The organism is Bombella dulcis, assembly GCF_026385505.1.
Taxonomy (GTDB): Bacteria; Pseudomonadota; Alphaproteobacteria; order Acetobacterales; family Acetobacteraceae; genus Bombella; species Bombella dulcis.
In genome coordinates, this window is sequence record NZ_JANIDV010000002.1 from 267,778 (window position 1) to 284,581 (window position 16,804).

Here is a 16,804-nt window from a genome sequence, read left to right on the forward strand (position 1 = left end):
TGGTGGTGTGAAGGATTGGTCTTCCCTCTAGCGATAGTGGCTGATGACGGATGTACTGCATCCGACATTGCTGAAGATGGGATGTTCGATACCTTCCGCTTCTTTCATCCGGGGATGTTCCTCTACAACCGGGTGGAGACCATCAGCTGCGATCCCGATGGCTATGAGTTCTGTCTCTAGTCCGCTGTTGTTTTCCTGCTTGTTAGGGGGAGCGGGAGCATGGCTGCCCCCTGTGACTAGGGTATTGATTAGAGGCTTTCAGTTCATACTAGCCATCCAGAGGCTCTGTCGGGAGGTGGCTCCAATGGTGGTGAAGCTGGTATCTTGGAAATATAAGGATTCCTTCAATAAGCAGCCCGAGTGATTATTTATTATCCGGGCCATTATCATTGCTGTGCCGTATGAACTGGTTGCGGTTGCCTGTATCCAGATAACTCTCCGTCATGGCATTGTTGGCGAATATGATGCTGTGGTTTTCCGTTTCCACGTGAAAAATGTCATATACCGTCTGGCAGGCGTCCGCTGTTTCATAATGGATGGACCGGCCATTCACCAGCATACGGGCTGGGACAAAGCAGCCATCGAGAAACAGGCAGTGTTCTGCCGTGATCAGCAGGTCTTCAGAGGGGACATTCTTTGCCAGTGCGTCTTTCCTGATCCGTACGGGATAGCCCGCCATGTCCAGGGGAAGGGAAGGTCTCACCCAGACCCGGCTCCGTCCTGCCCATGTCAGGACCTGCGGGAACGTCTGGTTCTTTACGGGGTCATAGGTGATGACCACGTCACCACGTTTCAGCTCTTCCACCTTCCTGTAGCCTGATGGTGTCCTGATCAGGCTGCCGGCCAGGAAGCATGTATTGAAGGTGAATTGTTCATTGTCGAGAGAGCCGTCAGTGGCGGTGCCGTCATTGTCCTGATGGAAATAATAATGTTCGCCATTCAGCTGGAGGTCGAAGAAATTCCCGGAGGACCAGTCCTTTGAATGGTCATAGCTGTAACTGTACTGGGCCTTTCCGGGGTCTAGAAGGGTTGCGCCATCAATGGTGGATGATGAACTGCCTGGCATGGCGGAGGTTATGATGTAATAGCCGCCGGAGCCATTACCGATGATGAAGCCGTTTACGGACTTGTTCCCCCACGAGTAATCATAGCTCCCGGTAAGGTTCTTTTTTGTCTGGGGGTCCTTGAATGTGAAGTCCTGAACTTTCTTGTCGGAGCGGCAGGTGGAATGATAGGGTGTGAATGTGGCTTCTACATTATATTTCGGGTTGGAGATGGTGGCTCGTTTCGTTTTGGGGTCTACCGTCAGGGAAGCGATATCTACCAGGTACGTCCCGGTTGCGACAACAGGTTTAGGGGTGCCCGACAAAATATATTTCCTCAGAGAGTGGTTATTCCCCGAGAAAGTAATGTTATTTTCTTATAATTTTCCTCATCGTACGATAATTTTTCGTTAAAGCGAAACAACAGTTTGTGACATGGATGACTGAACAATCTGTCTGAATAAAGACGTTAATATGGGAAAAATGTTCATTTATTCACGGCAGAACTGCACAGAAAAAGGAGCGGCAGGATAGTCCTGCCGCTCCTTATATTCATGATGTCAGACCGTATCGTGCGGTAACTGTCTTACGCTTTACGGGCTGGCGGGGCCATGAAAGCGGGAGACAGCGGGGTCGGGACATGACGTTTGAGAATGGCGTCAATATCCTTCTTGTCCTGTTCAGTCAGCTGCCAGCCGAAGACATCAACCACACCGTTGATCTGTTCCGGCTTGCGGGCACCCCAGAGGGCGATGGTCGGCCCCTGGTCCAGCACCCAGCGGATGGCCAGAACCATCAGGGACTTGCCATGACGGTCCGCAATGGCTTTCAGGTCAGCCACGGCGGCGATGTAGTCCTTGAAATGTTCTTTCTGGAACTTGGGGTCACCGGAGCGCAGGTCACTCTCCGGGAAGGTCTTGTCCGCCGTCATCTTGCCGGTCAGCAGCCCACGGCAGAGCGGCCCATAGGCCAGCTGCACGAGCTTGTGCTTCTTCGCATAAGGCAGCACGTCCTTTTCAATCTCACGTTCAAAGAGATTGTAGGGGGACTGGACGCTGGCCAGCGGGGCAACTTCACGGAAAATGTCCATCTGTTCCGGGGAGTAGTTGCTCACGCCAAGGGCACGGATTTTCCCTTCCTTGTGCAGCTTCTGAAGCTCACGGGCGGTCTCATCAATCGGCGTGTTGGGGTCCGGCCAATGGACTTGCTCAAGGTCAATGGTCTCGACACGCAGGCGGCGGAGGGAATCTTCCACTTCCTTGCGGATGCGGGCCGGGCTGGAGTTGCGGAATGGCTTGTGATCGTCAGTCCAGTCCAGTGCGAGCTTGGTGGCGATGCGTGCCCTGTGGGGTTTCTCTGCCAGAGCACGGCCCACGACTTCCTCGGAATGACCAAAACCATAGACGGGAGCCGTGTCGATCAGGTCCACCCCTTCATCAAGGGCACGGTGGATGGTGCGGACGGCGTTGTCGTCATCAGGCCCACCCCACATCCAGCCGCCAATGGCCCATGTGCCAAGGGCAACGCGTGAAACGGGTTTGTCAAAACCGGGAATGAGAATGGTGTTTTCATTCATGGGTTTGTCTCCATCAGAAAATGAGGGCGGAGTGCATGGAATGAATCATGTCTCTGCCCGGACCCGGAGGGCGGCCCCTCGGTCATGCGGGGGCGGGCAAGGCCCTGCTGGCCTCCCTGCCCATATGGGATGCGGGAGGACGGTTATGCAACCACCTGTCCTTCTTTTTGGTTTTGAAGCAGGAGAAGAGTATGGTCATCTCACCTTTCAAGGCGAAGAAGGAAAAGACATCATGGCTGATTCAGAGATCAGAAAAATCCCCGTCACCGTTCTCACCGGTTTTCTGGGAGCGGGGAAGACCACGTTGCTCAACCATATCCTGACGGCCGATCACGGGCGGAATTACGCCGTCGTCGTCAATGAGTTCGGCGAGCTGGGCATCGACAATGATCTGGTGGTCGATGCCGATGAAGAAATCTTCGAGATGAACAATGGCTGCATCTGCTGCACGGTGCGGGGTGATCTCATCCGGATTCTCAGCCGTCTTCTGCGCCGCCGTGGCAAATTTGACGGCATCATCGTGGAGACCACCGGTCTGGCTGATCCGGCCCCCGTGGCACAGACTTTCTTTGTGGATGAGAGCATCCGTGAGAAGGCCGAGCTGGATGCAGTGGTGACAGTCGTGGATGCCTATAATGTGCTTCAGACCCTCAGGGAAAGCCCGGAGGCCGTCAATCAGATTGCCTTTGCTGACGTCATCATCCTGAACAAATGTGACCTTCTGGATGACGCTGCCCTGGCTGAAGTGGAGCGGAAGCTCCGGGCCATCAATTCCGTCGTGCGGATTCACCGTGCCGAGCGGGGCAAGGTCGCTCTGGATGACATTCTCAACCGTGGCGGGTTCGACCTCAAGCGTGCCCTGTCCACCATGCCGGACTTCCTCGAGGAAGACGAGCATGGCCATGACCACCACGATCATCACCATCATCATGATCACTGCGACTGCCACGATCACTGTCATGAGCATGACCATCATCATGAGGCTGCTCACGGTCCGGGCGGGCATCATCATGCCCATAGCGAGGACGTGACGAGCCATTCCTTCACCGTGACGGAGCCGCTGGATGAGGAACGCTTCCATGCCTGGATCGGCCTTGTCCTTCAGGAGCAGGGACCGGACATTCTGCGGGCGAAGGGTATTCTGCATTTCCAGGGGAAAGACGAGCGTTTCGCTTTCCAGGCCGTGCACATGATGGCTGATGGCGACTATATCGGGCCGTTCAAAGCTGGAGAGTCGAAACAGTCCCGCATCGTCTTCATCGGCCGCAAGCTGGACTGTGCCCAGCTTCAGCGCGGTTTTGAAGGCTGCGTGGCCGTATGAGTGCCGCACAGAGCAGGACCCTGTTGCAGACCCGTGGGGCCGAGCGGTGCTTTGAGGCCCCGATAACGGGCGTTCAGGTCAGCCGTGATGGCCAGACATTCGCTGCCCTGACGATGGATGGGGAGATCATTCTCATCTCCCGTGATGGCCTGCGGATGCCTGAAGGCTGGCAGGTTATGCCTGCACATGATGGGGCCGTGTCCTTTGCACAGGGTTGCGGGAAGGACAGTTTCCTCAGCGGTGGGGAAGATGGCCGGGTGGTGGAAACACGGGCCGATGGCACCATGACGGAACGTCATGCAGGCCGTGGCTGGGTGGACTGTCTGGCCAGCACACCCACGCACTGGGCCTGTGCCAGCAAGAAGGAGGTTCATCTCTATGCCCACGGCACGGATGCTCCCCTGAAGGTGCTGGACCATCCCTCGGCCCTGAGTGGCCTCGCCTTTGATGCCAGAGGGAAGAAGCTGGCTGCCTCGCATTATAATGGCGTGTCCATGTGGTTCGTGCAGGCGAAGGAATCCAGCGTTCGTTCTCTGGAGTGGAAGGGCAGCCATACCGGGCTGTGTATTCATCCGGGCAGTGAGGCCCTGGTGACCAGTATGCAGGAGAATGAACTGCATGGCTGGCGTCTGTCCGACGGGCACAACATGCGCATGAGTGGCTATCCCCGCAAGATCGCATCCATGAGCTTTACCCGCAAAGGCCGCTGGCTGGCGACATCCGGGGCGGATGCTGCCGTGTTATGGCCGTTCTTCGGAGGAGGCCCGATGGGCAAACCGCCAATGGAGCTGGCCCGCCTGCCGGGACTGTTCGTGACCTGCGTCTGCGCCCATCCCACGGATGACATTCTGGCCATCGGGTTTGAGGATGGCACGGTTCTTCTGGCAGAAGTGCCCAACAGTGCCGAAGACGCTGCTGGAGGTGCAGACCGCATCCTGCCGCTCTGCAACGGTCAGCGCAGCGGCGGTGCTGCCCGTGGTGCCGTGAATGCCATCGCTTTCACTCCCCAGGGTGGAGTCGTCATTTTCGGCACGGAAGAAGGCCATGTCGGGGTCGTGGACCTGTCCGCTCAGGGCTGAGTTTTATTTATTGCCGGACACAACCATGTCCGGCAATAGATTATCACATGTATTTTTTTAATATTAAAGTTAAAAAGAATTTGAATAACACTGATATAAAAGGACTCAATATTGATCCTGCTACGGCGAAAATTATGTTATTCCTATTTTGTTGTTCGAAATTTTCTATTTCGCTTTCATCTTTTTTATTGAATTTTATGAAAGAAAGAGGCGTCCATGAATCAAGATACATCTCGATAATTCTTCCTAAAAATGATGAGATGTTGAATATAATAAATGTTAATAGTGAGAATATAATTATAAATTTTGGCAATGTAATATAGCATAGAATGAAGTAAATTGACATAGTAGTCAGGGATATTGTTTTCCTTATTATAGGTCTGTAATTTTGAAGGATACTCATAATCGAGTTTTTCTTTGTTTTATGTAGAGTAGAAAACCACCCTTTTACTGTTGTTTGTAAGGAGCGGGCAATTGTATAGTCTCCGTATTCTATTCTTAGAGATGTCATTCTTGTTTTTGCTAACCTAATAAAAGAAGATGATAACGATAGTATTGGTTCATTTTTAAGTTGAGATATTAAAGATATCTGTGAAGCAATGTTTATATTTATAGAATACATACTTATTTTTTTGTCTACCGGATGTTGTATCATAAAATCATATTTTAGATATATGCGTTCAACTTGACTTGTTGAATGGGCTCTTAATTTTGATGCCATTTCAAAGGAGGTTATTTCATCACTTGTGTCATCCACGTAGTAGATGACAAATCTTAATGAGATCGAACAAACATTATGAGGTTCTAATGTTTGTCGAATCTTTAGGTGAAGTTGCTCAATGTCTTGAAAATCTATTTTATAGTATTCTGTAAATAACTCTTTAATCGCTGCATTGTTTCTTGTTAATTCTTCGAATACATCTTTAAGTATATTTATAGGGACTGTTTTGTCTTTTTTTCTCCTATTGTAATTGGAGTTTGATCTGGTAATTCAGAGTTTGTATCTAGAGTGCTCATAGGTGAAAAAACCTCCGTATTCTACTAAAATTTTTTATAGGGTAAGTACAATAAAAGTTAAAGAGCGCTAGATGATCTTTCGTTAGTCTTTGGACTGTCTGTTCTCTTCGTGCTTCTTCTGGAGGTACCCTTCCTGCCGGGCCATGAACTGGTCGGCCAGTCGGCCATAGAGGGAGTGGGAGCAGACCATGCGGGAGACACCGAAAGCCAGAAAGGCCGTAGCCAGTAGGGCAAGGGTGATCTGCTGGTTGTCGCACATTTCCATGACGATGACGGTGGCTGTCAGGGGAGACTGCACGACGCCGGAGAAATAGCCGACCATGCCCAGCAGCACGACGGCACCGGGAGCCGTGAGTGGCAGGAACTGGGCAACCCAGCCCCCCACCGAGGCCCCGATGGAGAGGGAGGGGGCAAACAGCCCGCCTGGAATGCCGGAACAGTAGGAAACGACTGTGGCGGCGTATTTCATCAGAAAGTAGGACATGTGGGGATGGCGTGATCCGTCAACCAGATGATGGGCCTGGATGTATCCCGTGCCGAACGTGTCGCCGTGGCTGGCAAATCCCAGAATGGCCAGAATGACCCCGCAGAGGGCGGTGAAGAGGATGGGACGGCCCTTCTGGACGCGTCCGATGAATCCCGGCAGCCCTTTGCCAACCCGTATGAGGATGGTTGAAAAGAGGCCACCACCCAGCCCGCCGAGGATGCCGCAGGCCAGCACGGCAATCCATGCCGTGCCGACAGGGACGTCCACCGAGGCATGGCCGAAATAGGTGTAGTTTCCACCCGCCAGCACAATGGCCGTGACACCGGCGAGAACGACACCCGTCAGCATCACGCCGGATGTCCGCTGCTGGAAGGAGCTGGCCAGTTCCTCAATGGCAAAGACGATGCCGGCCAGTGGCGTGTTGAAGGCGGCCGCCACACCGGCGGCTCCCCCTGCAAGGATGATGCCCCGGCGGGTCGAAACGTTGGCATGACCCAGAAAGCGGGAATAGGCGTTCATGATGGCTGCACCCACCTGCACGGTGGGGCCTTCTCTCCCGATGGAGGCTCCGCAGAGCAGGCCGAGTGTGGTCATGAAGATTTTGCCAATAGCAATGCGCAGGGCAAGAATGCGGTCGACAAGCGTGAAATCCTCGATGTGCAGCGTGGCGATGGTCTGCGGGATGCCGGACCCTTGCGCCCCGGGGAAGAAGCGTTTCGTCAGCCACATGGAGAGGGCCAGCCCGCTGGGGATGACAGCGAACATGACATAGGGGTTCCAGTGATGGAGGCTCATGCAGAGGGAGCTGGCATAGTCGGCCGCACGGGCAAACAGCCACGCCGCAATGCCGACCGTGATGGCCCCTGCCCAGAAAATGAGTGTCCGCCGCCACTGCGAGGTCCGCATCCGTGCTGAGCGGCGGAAATGCGTGATGCGGTTGCGCCGTCTCATGGCATGGGGCGAACCGGAAGCAGGGGCGGGAGAGCTTGGGGAAGAATCGGGCACGTCTGGGATGGATCCGCCACATGACTGGAGTGAAGGGGTTTCAGGCCCTGTTTCGGACGGAGCCTTCTCTGTGGTCAAGGGGGGATATGGTTCTGCATGGCAGTTCTGACATGCAGGACTACATGACGAGGACGCCGCTGGCTCCCGGCTTGTGGCGTTTGGCAAGGTCTTCCGGCTCGACATGGATATGGATGGAAGACCGGCCCAGCACGGCTCGTATGGCATTCTCGATCCGGTCGCAGATGTCATGGGCATCGGTGATGCGCATTTCGTCCGGGACGATGAGATGGAACTCCACGAAATAGAGGGCACCTACCCGTCTCATGCGCAGGTCATGGGCTTCCAGTGCGCCCTGGCCGGCCTGCGTGATGGTCTGGCCGACTTCATGGACGAGTTCTGGCGGAGGGGCTTCATCCAGCAGGCCGGTCATGGAATGGCGCATCATGCCAAACCCGGTCCAGAGAACATTCAGGGCCACGAGGGCGGAAAGCAGCGGGTCCAGCCAGAGCCAGTGCAGGAGAGGAATCAGGCAGACACCGATGAGCAGGGCCAGGCTGGCCCAGACATCGGAGAGAACATGATCCCCTGCCGAACTCAGGGCCTGAGAGTGGTGTTTCTTTCCCATCCGCCGCAGGATGAGTGCCCAGATGAGGTTGATGACGCCTGCGGCAGCGTTGAGCAGTGCACCGGGCAGAGGAGCTTCCGGTGCCTGGATGTGCAGGGCATCGTGCCCCGCAATGGCCAGAATGACCAGGGCGGTGAGAACCACCAGAACACCTTCAATGACAGCCCAGACATATTCCGCCTTGCCATGCCCGTAAGGGTGGTTGTCATCCGCCGGGCGGGCGGCAAAGGCCACGGCCCAGAGCGTGCCGACAGAGGCCAGCACGTTGAGAATGGTCTCGATGGCATCGGAGAGCAGGGCACCGGAGCCGGACACGGCCCAGGCGGCATATTTGATGCTCAGCACGACAATGCTGACGAGAATGGACAGGCGGGCCACACGTAGGCGCAGTGGCGTGGCGGCGCTGTCCCTGGGCAGTTCGGCGTCAGGCGTGGTGGTGGTGGGCATGGGTGCAGTCCGTCTCTTCCGGGGCGGTGTGGGGCGTGTCGCAGGTCGGTGTGGCACAGAGGGTGCCTTCAGGAGGTTCTACCTGAAATGTGGGATGACCGATGGAAAATTCTTCACGCAGCAGGGTCGTGGCCCGGGCCAGCAGGTCTGCCGTTCTGCTCTGGGCCTCCCGTGCGGAACAGTCTGCCGGGACGGGATGAAGTATCAGATGGACCGTCAGGGCTGTCTCGGTCGTGCTGATGGGCCAGATATGGAGGTGATGCAGGTCGGCGATGTCCGGCAGGTTCCGCAGGGCATCTTCCACGGCGCGGGGGGCAATGGCCTGTGGAACGCCGTCCAGTGCCAGACCGAGCGCATGGGTCAGCAGGGACCATGTACCCCAGATGATCAGCCCGGACACGATGAGGCTGGCCAGCGGGTCAATGCAGGAGAAGCCCGTCAGCGTGATGAGGACACCGGCAATGACCACGCCCAGGGCCATGAGCGCATCGGAGGCCATGTGCAGGAAAGCTCCCCGCATGTTCAGGTCATGATGTGACCCCTTCATGAGCAGCAGGGCCGTACCGCCATTGATGAGAATGCCGATGCCCGCCACGATGCTGATGGTCCGGCCCTGCACGATTTCAGGATGGATGAGGTGCCAGATGGCCTGCCAGATGATTCCTCCCGTGACGAGCAGAAGAATGGTGGCATTGAGCAGGGCCGTCAGGATGGTGGCCCGTTTCAGCCCATAAGTGAATCGTTCACTGGGGGACCGGCGGGCGAGTATCTGGGCACCCCATGCGGCCAGCAGGCTCAGCACGTCCGAGAGGTTGTGCCCTGCATCAGCCAGCAGGGAGAGGGAATGTGCCGCCAGTCCCCATCCGGCTTCCCCGACGAGATAGAGCGTGTTGAGGATGATGACGATGAGGAAGGTGCCACCAAAGGAGGCCGGTGCGTGGACATGCCCGTGCCCGCCATGATGATGGTGCCCATGCCCATGCCCATGCCCATGCCCATGTGGTTCATGGTCGTGGTGGTGGGAGCAGGCTGTGCCCTCGGCCGGCTCGTGTGAAGGATGGGGCATGGATGTCATGGCGGACCCTGATAGGCACGAAAAGATGTGAGATGGGTGAGTATAAGCTAAACCTATCCAGCTTTCATCACTTTTCTGGTCCTGTTTCATGGGGCATCGGGGCGTGCCGGGATGGTATTCCATCCTGCCTTGCCAGTGCCCCGGTGCTGGCTCTAAAGGAACGGGCATGACTGCCTTATCCCCCCGTCTCGTCCCCATGCTCCGCCTCAGCAACCTTGCCCTGCCTCTCGACCATGCGCCGGAAGAGCTTCAGGCGGCCATTGTGGCCCGTCTGGGCATTAGGGAAGATGAGCTGCTGGCCTGTCACGTCTTCCGCCGGGGCCATGATGCCCGGAAGCGGGGAAACATCCAGCTCGTCTACACGCTGGACTGTGAGCTGCGTGATCTGGAAGCGGTGCTGGAGCGTTTCAGCGGGGACCAGCATGTCCGTCAGACACCGGACATGCGCTGGCTTCCCCCTGTCCCGCCGCCTCATGTGGCAGATGGTGCGCTGCGCCCTGTCGTGATCGGGGCCGGCCCCTGTGGTCTCATGGCGGCTCTCGTACTGGCACAGGCGGGGCTGAAACCGATCATCATTGAGCGTGGCCGTGCCGTGAAGGACCGCACGGTTGATACGTTTGCCCTCTGGCGGAAATCCCGCTTCACGGCAGAAAGCAACGTGCAGTTCGGTGAGGGGGGAGCGGGGACGTTCTCGGATGGCAAGCTTTATTCCGGCGTGTCAGACCCCCGCCATCTGGGCCGCAAGGTGCTGGAAGAATTCGTGAAGGCCGGTGCGCCGGAAGAAATCCTCACCCTTTCCAAACCCCATATCGGTACCTTCCGGCTGGTGACGGTCGTGCAGTCCCTGCGGGCGCAGATCGAGGCTCTGGGCGGGGAATATCGTTTCGAGACAAGGCTGGAAGGGATCGAGACGGTTTCCAGTGAGGGGGAAGAGTGGCAGGTGACGGGGCTGCGCCTCTCCACGGGGGAGGTGCTGAAGGCGGACCGGGTCATTCTGGCGGTTGGCCATTCGGCACGGGATACGTTCGCCATGCTGCATGAAAGCGGCGTGCCGATGCAGGCCAAGCCTTTCTCCATCGGGGTGCGGATCGAGCATCCGCAGGCGGTGATTGACGTGGCCCGTTTCGGTCCGCAGGCGGGTCATCCTCTGCTTGGTGCGGCGGATTACAAGCTGGTGCATCATGCCAGTACGGGGCGGGGTGTTTATTCCTTCTGCATGTGTCCCGGCGGGCAGGTCGTGGCGGCGACCTCGGAGAAAGATCAGGTCGTCACGAACGGGATGAGCCAGTATTCCCGTGCGGAGCGGAATGCCAATAGCGGCATCGTGGTGGAAGTCCGCCCCGGTGTGGATTTCCCGGATAAACCGCTGGCGGGGATCGCCTTTCAGCGTCAGTGGGAGAAGGCTGCCTTCGTGGCAGGGGGCGGGGATTATCGTGCCCCGGCACAGCGTGTGGGGGACTTCCTTGCCGGGCGGGCATCCACCTCTCTGGGCACGGTCGTGCCATCCTATCAGCCGGGTGTCACGCCGACTGACCTTGCCTGCTGTCTGCCGGATTTCGTGGTGGCCTCCATTCGTGAAGCCCTGCCCCGGTTCGAGCGGAAGATCAAAGGCTACAGCATGGAGGATGCCGTGATGACCGGTGTGGAAACGCGGACATCCTCGCCCCTGCGGATTGAGCGTGATGCCACGGGGCAGAGTCCGGCCCTGCGGGGGCTTTTCCCGGCGGGTGAAGGGGCTGGCTATGCAGGGGGGATCCTCTCGGCAGGGATTGATGGCATCCGTGTGGCAGAATGGCTGGTGGCTTCTTATGGGATGGAGTGATGGTGCATTTAGAAATCCTGCACACCCTTCGGGCGGAAGAGTGTCACGCCAATGCTGATGAGCGTGCCGGACAGGACGCAGAGGGTGGCAGCGATGGGCAGGCCAGCCACCAGCGGGGCAAGGGAAGGGACGAGACGCCCGGCCACGCCCTGCCCCAGCGACCCGACGGCATAGCTGGTGCCCATGCCCGCACTGCGGCCTGCATCAGGGAAGCGTTGGGAGAGGTAATGTGGCACAAGCGCATAGACGCCGGACGCCGCCGCCCCGACGAAAAAGGCGGAGGCCAGCAGGATGGCCCACGGTCCGGCATTGAGGAAGGGGACGATCAGCAGCATGACGCCGATCAGTGCCGCCCGCATGACGATGCCTTCCCCGAAGCGTGTGGCCAGCGCACCGCAGAGGATTTTCCCGGTCAGGGACCCAAGGCAGTACAGGGCCACGGGCCAGAAGATGAGCTGGGGGCTGAGATGGTGGCTGTCCCGCAGGATGGTGGGGTAGAAAGTATAGAGGGCGGCCTTCTGGAACTCCAGGAAGCACATGAAGGCAATGGCCTGGGAAGCCGCGCCGTTCCAGAACTGCCGGGCCGTTTTCCAGAAAGAGCCAGCGGGTGTTTCCGTCCGTCCGGTCTGCTGTTTTTTCTTTTCTTCCTGCGCTGCCAGCCAGAGGGGACTTTCCTTCACCCGGAAGCGGATGAAAATGATGAGCAGGGCCGGTAACAGCCCGATGAAGAACATGATCCGCCAGCCATAATGGGGCAGGATGAGGGCCTGTGCCCCTGCTGCTGCCATGTAGCCGACCTCATAGCCTGACATCATGGTGGCGGAGGCCAGAGGCCGCAATGGACCGGGAACGCTCTCCATTAGCAGGGTGGCAGAGGCCGTCCATTCCCCGCCGAAGCCGATCCCGAAGAGAAACTGGATGATGACCAGCATGGTGATGCTGTGGGTCGTCCCCGTCAGGGCGGCGAAGAGGGCAAAGAAGAGGATGCCCAGCGTGAAGGCGGGCTTGCGGCCGAAGCGGTCGGACAGCCATCCCCAGCCCGTGTTGCCGACGGCCCGGCCCAGAGCCTGGGCGAGGAAAACGCTGCCAAGAGCGGCCAGCGTGCAGCCGAAATCCCTGGCAATGTCGGGCAGGGTGAACATCAGGGCGGTCTGGTCGAAAGCATCGAGAAACCAGCCACTGAAGGCGGCAAGAGTGACCTGCCAGTAGGGCAGCAGGGCACTGAATCCCGGCCGGTCATCCGGGGAGGGGGAAGAAGCGGAAACAGGCAAGACAGGCCTCCGGCAAGAAACGCTCTCCACATGAGGGAGCAGTGAGGCCACCAGCTATAAAGGAGTGATCCGGAAAACTGTAGTCAGATAGTCCTGTTTGAAACAGTCTGTAATCATGTTTTCGTTTATAACAGTGTTTAAACCTTGCTTTCTGGAAGGTGAGCCATAAAGTGAGGCCACTGAGGAGAGCAATATCTATGAATTACGATACCCTGTTCCAGACTGCGCTGGACGGCCTCCATGCTGACGGCAGCTACCGTTATTTTGCGGAGCTGGAACGTCACGCTGGCAGGTTCCCCAAAGCCTTCCATCATGGTGTCGGGCGGGATGTGACCGTCTGGTGTTCCAATGACTATCTGGGCATGGGGCAGCATCCCGACGTGCTGGCCGCCATCCATAAGTCTCTGGATGAAAGCGGTGCTGGTGCAGGGGGGACACGCAACATCTCCGGTACGAACCATTACCATGTTGCGCTGGAGAAAGAGCTGGCCGCCCTGCATGGCAAGGAAAGTGCCCTGCTCTTCAATTCCGGCTATCTGTCCAACTGGGTGACGCTGGGGACACTGGCCTCACGGCTGAAGGGCTGTGTCGTGCTGTCGGATGAACTCAATCATGCTTCCATGATCGAGGGCATCCGTCATTCCCGTGCGGAAAAGCGGATTTTCAGGCATAATGACCTTGAAGACCTTGAAGCCAAGCTGAAAGAGCTTCCGCTGGACACGCCGAAGATCGTGGCCTTTGAATCCGTCTATTCCATGAATGGTGACATCGCCCCGATCGAGGAAATCTGCGATCTGGCCGACCGCTATAACGCCATGACCTATCTGGATGAGGTCCATGCCGTGGGCATGTATGGCCCGCAGGGTGGCGGCGTGGCGCAGGAACGTGGTCTGGAACATCGTCTGACGGTCATCGAGGGCACGCTGGGCAAGGCCTATGGTGTGGTGGGTGGCTATATTGCTGCGTCTGCGGCCCTGTGCGACTTCGTGCGGTCTTTTGGCTCAGGCTTCATTTTCTCCACGTCCCTGCCACCGATGATTGCGGCTGGCGTGCTGGCTAGTGTCCGCCATCTGCGGAACAGTGATGCCGAGCGGAAAGGCCAGCGTGAGGCCGTGGCCCTGCTGCGGAAGAAGCTGGAAGCCGTGAAGATTCCGTACATGCCCGGCCAGTCACATATCACGCCGGTCATGGTGGGGGATGCCACCCTCTGCCGTGAGCTGACGGACAGCCTGCTGAAACGATTCGGCCATTACCTCCAGCCCATCAACTATCCGACCGTTCCCCGTGGAACGGAACGTCTCCGTCTGACACCTGGCCCGCTTCACACGGAAGAAGAGCTGGATTCTCTGGTCAGTGCGCTGGATACGCTCTGGACGGAACTGAAGCTGCCCCGTTCAGCGGCCTAAAATCCCCCTACGATCTGGAAGTCGCAGAATGTCCCACGGCGGTTGGCCAGTTCCGTCGTGTGGATGCGGCGGAGGCGGATGCCGGCATCGAAGGTGATGTTGACATGCCGGTTCAGGCTGCCGGTGATGTCGGCACCCACGCTGGCGAGGGTGGCTGCCCGTGCGCCCGTGCCGACATGGCGGACCTGCCGGTTGTCGGCCCAGTCCCAGAAGATGCCGAGTTTGTTGCTGTCCGGCTGCCCCGGGGTGGGCAGGTGGGCCAGTCTGAGCAGGGACAGGGCAGGGCTGAAGATTTCTTCGCTGACGGCATTGCCATTGCTGCCGAAAGAGGTGTTGGCGAAATAGCCCCGGGCATTGCCCATGCCACCAATCATCAGCTGTTCACTATAGAGCAGGTTTTTGCTGGCCCGCTGGAAGGTCACCTTGGTGGTGGAGGAGAAGCCATAGGGCAGGTCCTGCGTGCGGGTGAGCATCAGCCGGTCATAGACGTAATTGGGACTGGAGAGCGGGAAGATGCTCTCATAGGCCCGCCGTGTGTCATTCTTCATCAGCCCGCCGGGACCGTAGAAGAACTGGTTGTTGATCTGTGTTTGCCCCCAGGGGTCCTGGAGGGACCCTGTATAGCCCACGACAAACTGGGCCGTGTCCGCCTTGGAGAGCGTGATGGTGTGGTTGTGGTAGAACTGGTCGGAGTGGGTGCTCTTCCAGTCGAAACCGAGCTGGATCATGCCATCCAGCCCGACATCACGGCCAAGGGCGACATGGTCGAACATGTGCAGCCAGCGTATGGAGGCCTGTCCGCTGAGACCACGGTTGATGAGGCCCGGTGTGTTGCTGGTCGGGTGGGAGAGGGCATAATTGCCGAAAATCTGCAGGGCATTATGCCCGAAGAGCGGAATGGTCCAGCTTCCCGTATGGTTGTCGAAGCGGTCCATGAAGGTACGGTTGAACTGGTAGGTCAGTATCTGCCCCAGCCCGAAGGCATTGCCCCATGAGGCCCCTGCATACCAGTTGAGGCGGCCCAGTGAACGGTCCGCCTGGTTGTTCATGGCGGCATAGCCATAGACGGGGAAGCGGTCCGTCACGTTGATGTCCACATCCGTGCTGCCGGGGTGGCTGCCGGGACGGTAGATGAGGTCCGCCGTGCGGAAGGGGTTGAGATTCAGCCAGTCCAGATCGGTCTGGAGGGCTGTCAGGGCCATGGTCTGGTTGGGCGTGAGGTTGCTGGCCTGGCGGACCTGCCATGCGGGTGTCCAGCGGTTGCCGTGTACGGTGATGCGCTCCAGATGATATTCCGAGACATCAATATGCAGGACTCCCTCATGCACGCGCTGGGGAGGAACGGTCACGCTGATGAAAGCCCGGTCATTCTGGCGGAAGAAGACGGCAATGGCCCCCGTCAGCTCATGCATTTTCTGGAAGGTCAGCGGATGGCCGATATAGGGGAGAATGAGCCGGTAGAGTGTGGGCGAATGGCTCAGGCGCAGGCCCTCTGACGAGATGGGCTGCTGGGCGGTCCTGTTGCCTTTCTGTCCTGCTGGCTGGAGGATGACGGCTTCCAGCCTGGGCAGGGCAACGGTATTTTCCAGATGGGGGGACGGGTTGGGGCCGGCAGGCCCCTGCGGGATATGCTCCACTGGTGGCGGGGTGGCATGATCCAGCCCGTCCCCCGGTTCGGTGCCTGTGGTGTTGGCGGAGGGGGCACCGATCGTATGGTGGTCGAAAATGCCCAGAGAGGTGGGCAGGGCCGTCATGGGAATGCCCGCCGGAGTGGAGGCCGGAGGAACGCCCTGTGCCATCATCCGGCATGGAAGCAGCAGGAGGGCCAGCATGGCCGTGCGCTGGAGGACGGGGGCAATCCGGTGTCTGTGGGGGATGAGCCGTGTGCTGCGGATGGTCACGGGGTGGCAGGACCGGTCAGGGCACTGTTGCGCAGCTCTATGTCGCCATCGGGCAGGGTCCGGGCCGCATTGATGGGAATTTCGTGGGAGCGGTTCCCGGCAAGGGTGAAGGCGTTGCCGTCGGCACTGGCAAGGCTGGCGGCGGCATCCAGTGTCAGGGCACGGTCACTGGGATTGGTGCGGGAGCAGGGTTCCGGCAGGATATATAGTCCGGTCGGGCCAAAAGAGGCATTGAGGGTGGCACGGCGTGTTCGGGGTACTTTCTGCCCCGTGGTGGTGAGGCTTGGCTGTTCACTCACGCCGATGGTCACCGTTTCGAACCCCTTGCCGTGGCGCAGGGTGCCGAAGCGGTAATGGGGATGGGGCATGGTCTTTTCATGGACCGTGGACAGGCGTCCGGTTCCGGGTGTCTGGCAGCCACCGGGAGAGACAATCAGCCCGTTGGGGGCCGTGACGGTCCCGTCAGCCGCCACCCGGTAGAGTTCCCCGGTGATGCTGGTCTGCTTCTTTATGGGGGAATGGGAGTTGCCGACCACGCTGTCGAGCATCGTGTTGGCTGTCGTGGCACTCCGGGCACCGGGGGAATAGCCTGCGACGGGCACATTCTGCCCCAGAGCGGGGTGTGTGAAGGGCAAGCACAGCAGACAGGACAGGGCGGCAGGCAGCAGAAATCCCGCCGGGAAGGCTGTGGATGACGCATCCATGAAACATGATCCCCTGTTGTGGAAG

Annotated in this window: 13 protein-coding genes; 4 read left to right on the top strand and 9 right to left on the bottom strand. The window is 58.3% G+C overall.

Annotated features, from left to right (window positions below; all coding sequences use genetic code 11):
* Window positions 1–364 precede the first annotated feature (364 nt).
* Both NQF87_RS04660 and NQF87_RS04665 read right to left on the bottom strand, forming a co-directional pair.
* Window positions 365–1,369, bottom strand: coding sequence for a Hint domain-containing protein (locus tag NQF87_RS04660; protein ID WP_266127251.1), 1,005 nt, complete (start codon window positions 1,367–1,369; stop codon window positions 365–367).
* Window positions 1,370–1,629: 260 nt separating this feature from the next.
* On the bottom strand, window positions 1,630–2,619 hold the full coding sequence (locus NQF87_RS04665) for an aldo/keto reductase (RefSeq protein WP_266127252.1): 990 nt from the start codon (window positions 2,617–2,619) through the stop codon (window positions 1,630–1,632).
* Window positions 2,620–2,851: 232 nt separating this feature from the next.
* On the opposite strand from NQF87_RS04665, the gene NQF87_RS04670 reads away from it, so the two are divergent.
* Together NQF87_RS04670 and NQF87_RS04675 are read left to right on the top strand one after the other, a co-directional pair.
* On the top strand, window positions 2,852–3,940 hold the full coding sequence (locus tag NQF87_RS04670) for a CobW family GTP-binding protein (protein WP_266127253.1): 1,089 nt from the start codon (window positions 2,852–2,854) through the stop codon (window positions 3,938–3,940).
* Complete coding sequence (locus NQF87_RS04675; protein ID WP_266127254.1) at window positions 3,937–5,019, top strand: WD40 repeat domain-containing protein; 1,083 nt, start codon at window positions 3,937–3,939, stop codon at window positions 5,017–5,019. The genes NQF87_RS04670 and NQF87_RS04675 overlap by 4 nt, the downstream gene beginning before the upstream one ends.
* Window positions 5,020–5,062: 43 nt before the next feature.
* On the opposite strand, the gene NQF87_RS04680 is transcribed toward NQF87_RS04675, so the two are convergent.
* The 4 genes from NQF87_RS04680 to NQF87_RS04695 form a co-directional block, all read right to left on the bottom strand.
* A complete protein-coding gene (locus NQF87_RS04680) occupies window positions 5,063–5,776 on the bottom strand; it encodes a hypothetical protein (RefSeq protein WP_266127255.1) in 714 nt (237 codons plus the stop codon).
* 342 nt (window positions 5,777–6,118) lie between these two features.
* On the bottom strand, window positions 6,119–7,474 hold the full coding sequence (locus tag NQF87_RS04685) for a chloride channel protein (RefSeq protein ID WP_266127365.1): 1,356 nt from the start codon (window positions 7,472–7,474) through the stop codon (window positions 6,119–6,121).
* 172 nt (window positions 7,475–7,646) lie between these two features.
* On the bottom strand, window positions 7,647–8,600 hold the full coding sequence (locus NQF87_RS04690; protein WP_266127256.1) for a cation diffusion facilitator family transporter: 954 nt from the start codon (window positions 8,598–8,600) through the stop codon (window positions 7,647–7,649).
* Window positions 8,578–9,675, bottom strand: a complete 1,098-nt coding sequence (locus NQF87_RS04695; protein WP_266127257.1) for a cation diffusion facilitator family transporter — start codon at window positions 9,673–9,675, stop codon at window positions 8,578–8,580. The genes NQF87_RS04690 and NQF87_RS04695 overlap by 23 nt, the downstream gene beginning before the upstream one ends.
* A gap of 196 nt (window positions 9,676–9,871) precedes the next feature.
* On the opposite strand from NQF87_RS04695, the gene NQF87_RS04700 reads away from it, so the two are divergent.
* Complete coding sequence (locus tag NQF87_RS04700; RefSeq protein WP_266127366.1) at window positions 9,872–11,497, top strand: NAD(P)/FAD-dependent oxidoreductase; 1,626 nt, start codon at window positions 9,872–9,874, stop codon at window positions 11,495–11,497.
* A gap of 8 nt (window positions 11,498–11,505) precedes the next feature.
* Here NQF87_RS04700 and NQF87_RS04705 read toward each other — a convergent pair whose 3' ends face one another.
* Window positions 11,506–12,768, bottom strand: coding sequence for an MFS transporter (locus NQF87_RS04705; protein WP_266127258.1), 1,263 nt, complete (start codon window positions 12,766–12,768; stop codon window positions 11,506–11,508).
* A gap of 197 nt (window positions 12,769–12,965) precedes the next feature.
* On the opposite strand from NQF87_RS04705, the gene hemA reads away from it, so the two are divergent.
* Window positions 12,966–14,174 (top strand): 5-aminolevulinate synthase, encoded by a 1,209-nt coding sequence (hemA, locus tag NQF87_RS04710; RefSeq protein ID WP_266127259.1) that lies wholly within the window; start codon window positions 12,966–12,968, stop codon window positions 14,172–14,174.
* On the opposite strand, the gene NQF87_RS04715 is transcribed toward hemA, so the two are convergent.
* A complete protein-coding gene (locus tag NQF87_RS04715; protein ID WP_266127260.1) occupies window positions 14,171–16,075 on the bottom strand; it encodes a ShlB/FhaC/HecB family hemolysin secretion/activation protein in 1,905 nt (634 codons plus the stop codon). The two genes, hemA and NQF87_RS04715, sit on opposite strands and share 4 nt — an antisense overlap.
* Window positions 16,072–16,779, bottom strand: coding sequence for a hypothetical protein (locus NQF87_RS04720; protein ID WP_266127261.1), 708 nt, complete (start codon window positions 16,777–16,779; stop codon window positions 16,072–16,074). The genes NQF87_RS04715 and NQF87_RS04720 overlap by 4 nt, the downstream gene beginning before the upstream one ends.
* Between the last annotated feature and the right edge of the window lie 25 nt (window positions 16,780–16,804).

What these genes read in the sequence shown, in the direction of transcription:
- NQF87_RS04720 (WP_266127261.1), bottom strand. Translation starts at nt 16,779, where the DNA reads ATGGATGCGTCATCCACAGCCTTCCCGGCGGGATTTCTGCTGCCTGCC.
- NQF87_RS04695 (WP_266127257.1), bottom strand. Translation starts at nt 9,675, where the DNA reads ATGACATCCATGCCCCATCCTTCACACGAGCCGGCCGAGGGCACAGCC.
- NQF87_RS04685 (WP_266127365.1), bottom strand. Translation starts at nt 7,474, where the DNA reads ATGAGACGGCGCAACCGCATCACGCATTTCCGCCGCTCAGCACGGATG.
- NQF87_RS04700 (WP_266127366.1), top strand. Translation starts at nt 9,872, where the DNA reads ATGCTCCGCCTCAGCAACCTTGCCCTGCCTCTCGACCATGCGCCGGAA.
- hemA (WP_266127259.1), top strand. Translation starts at nt 12,966, where the DNA reads ATGAATTACGATACCCTGTTCCAGACTGCGCTGGACGGCCTCCATGCT.
- NQF87_RS04665 (WP_266127252.1), bottom strand. Translation starts at nt 2,619, where the DNA reads ATGAATGAAAACACCATTCTCATTCCCGGTTTTGACAAACCCGTTTCA.
- NQF87_RS04690 (WP_266127256.1), bottom strand. Translation starts at nt 8,600, where the DNA reads ATGCCCACCACCACCACGCCTGACGCCGAACTGCCCAGGGACAGCGCC.
- NQF87_RS04675 (WP_266127254.1), top strand. Translation starts at nt 3,937, where the DNA reads ATGAGTGCCGCACAGAGCAGGACCCTGTTGCAGACCCGTGGGGCCGAG.
- NQF87_RS04670 (WP_266127253.1), top strand. Translation starts at nt 2,852, where the DNA reads ATGGCTGATTCAGAGATCAGAAAAATCCCCGTCACCGTTCTCACCGGT.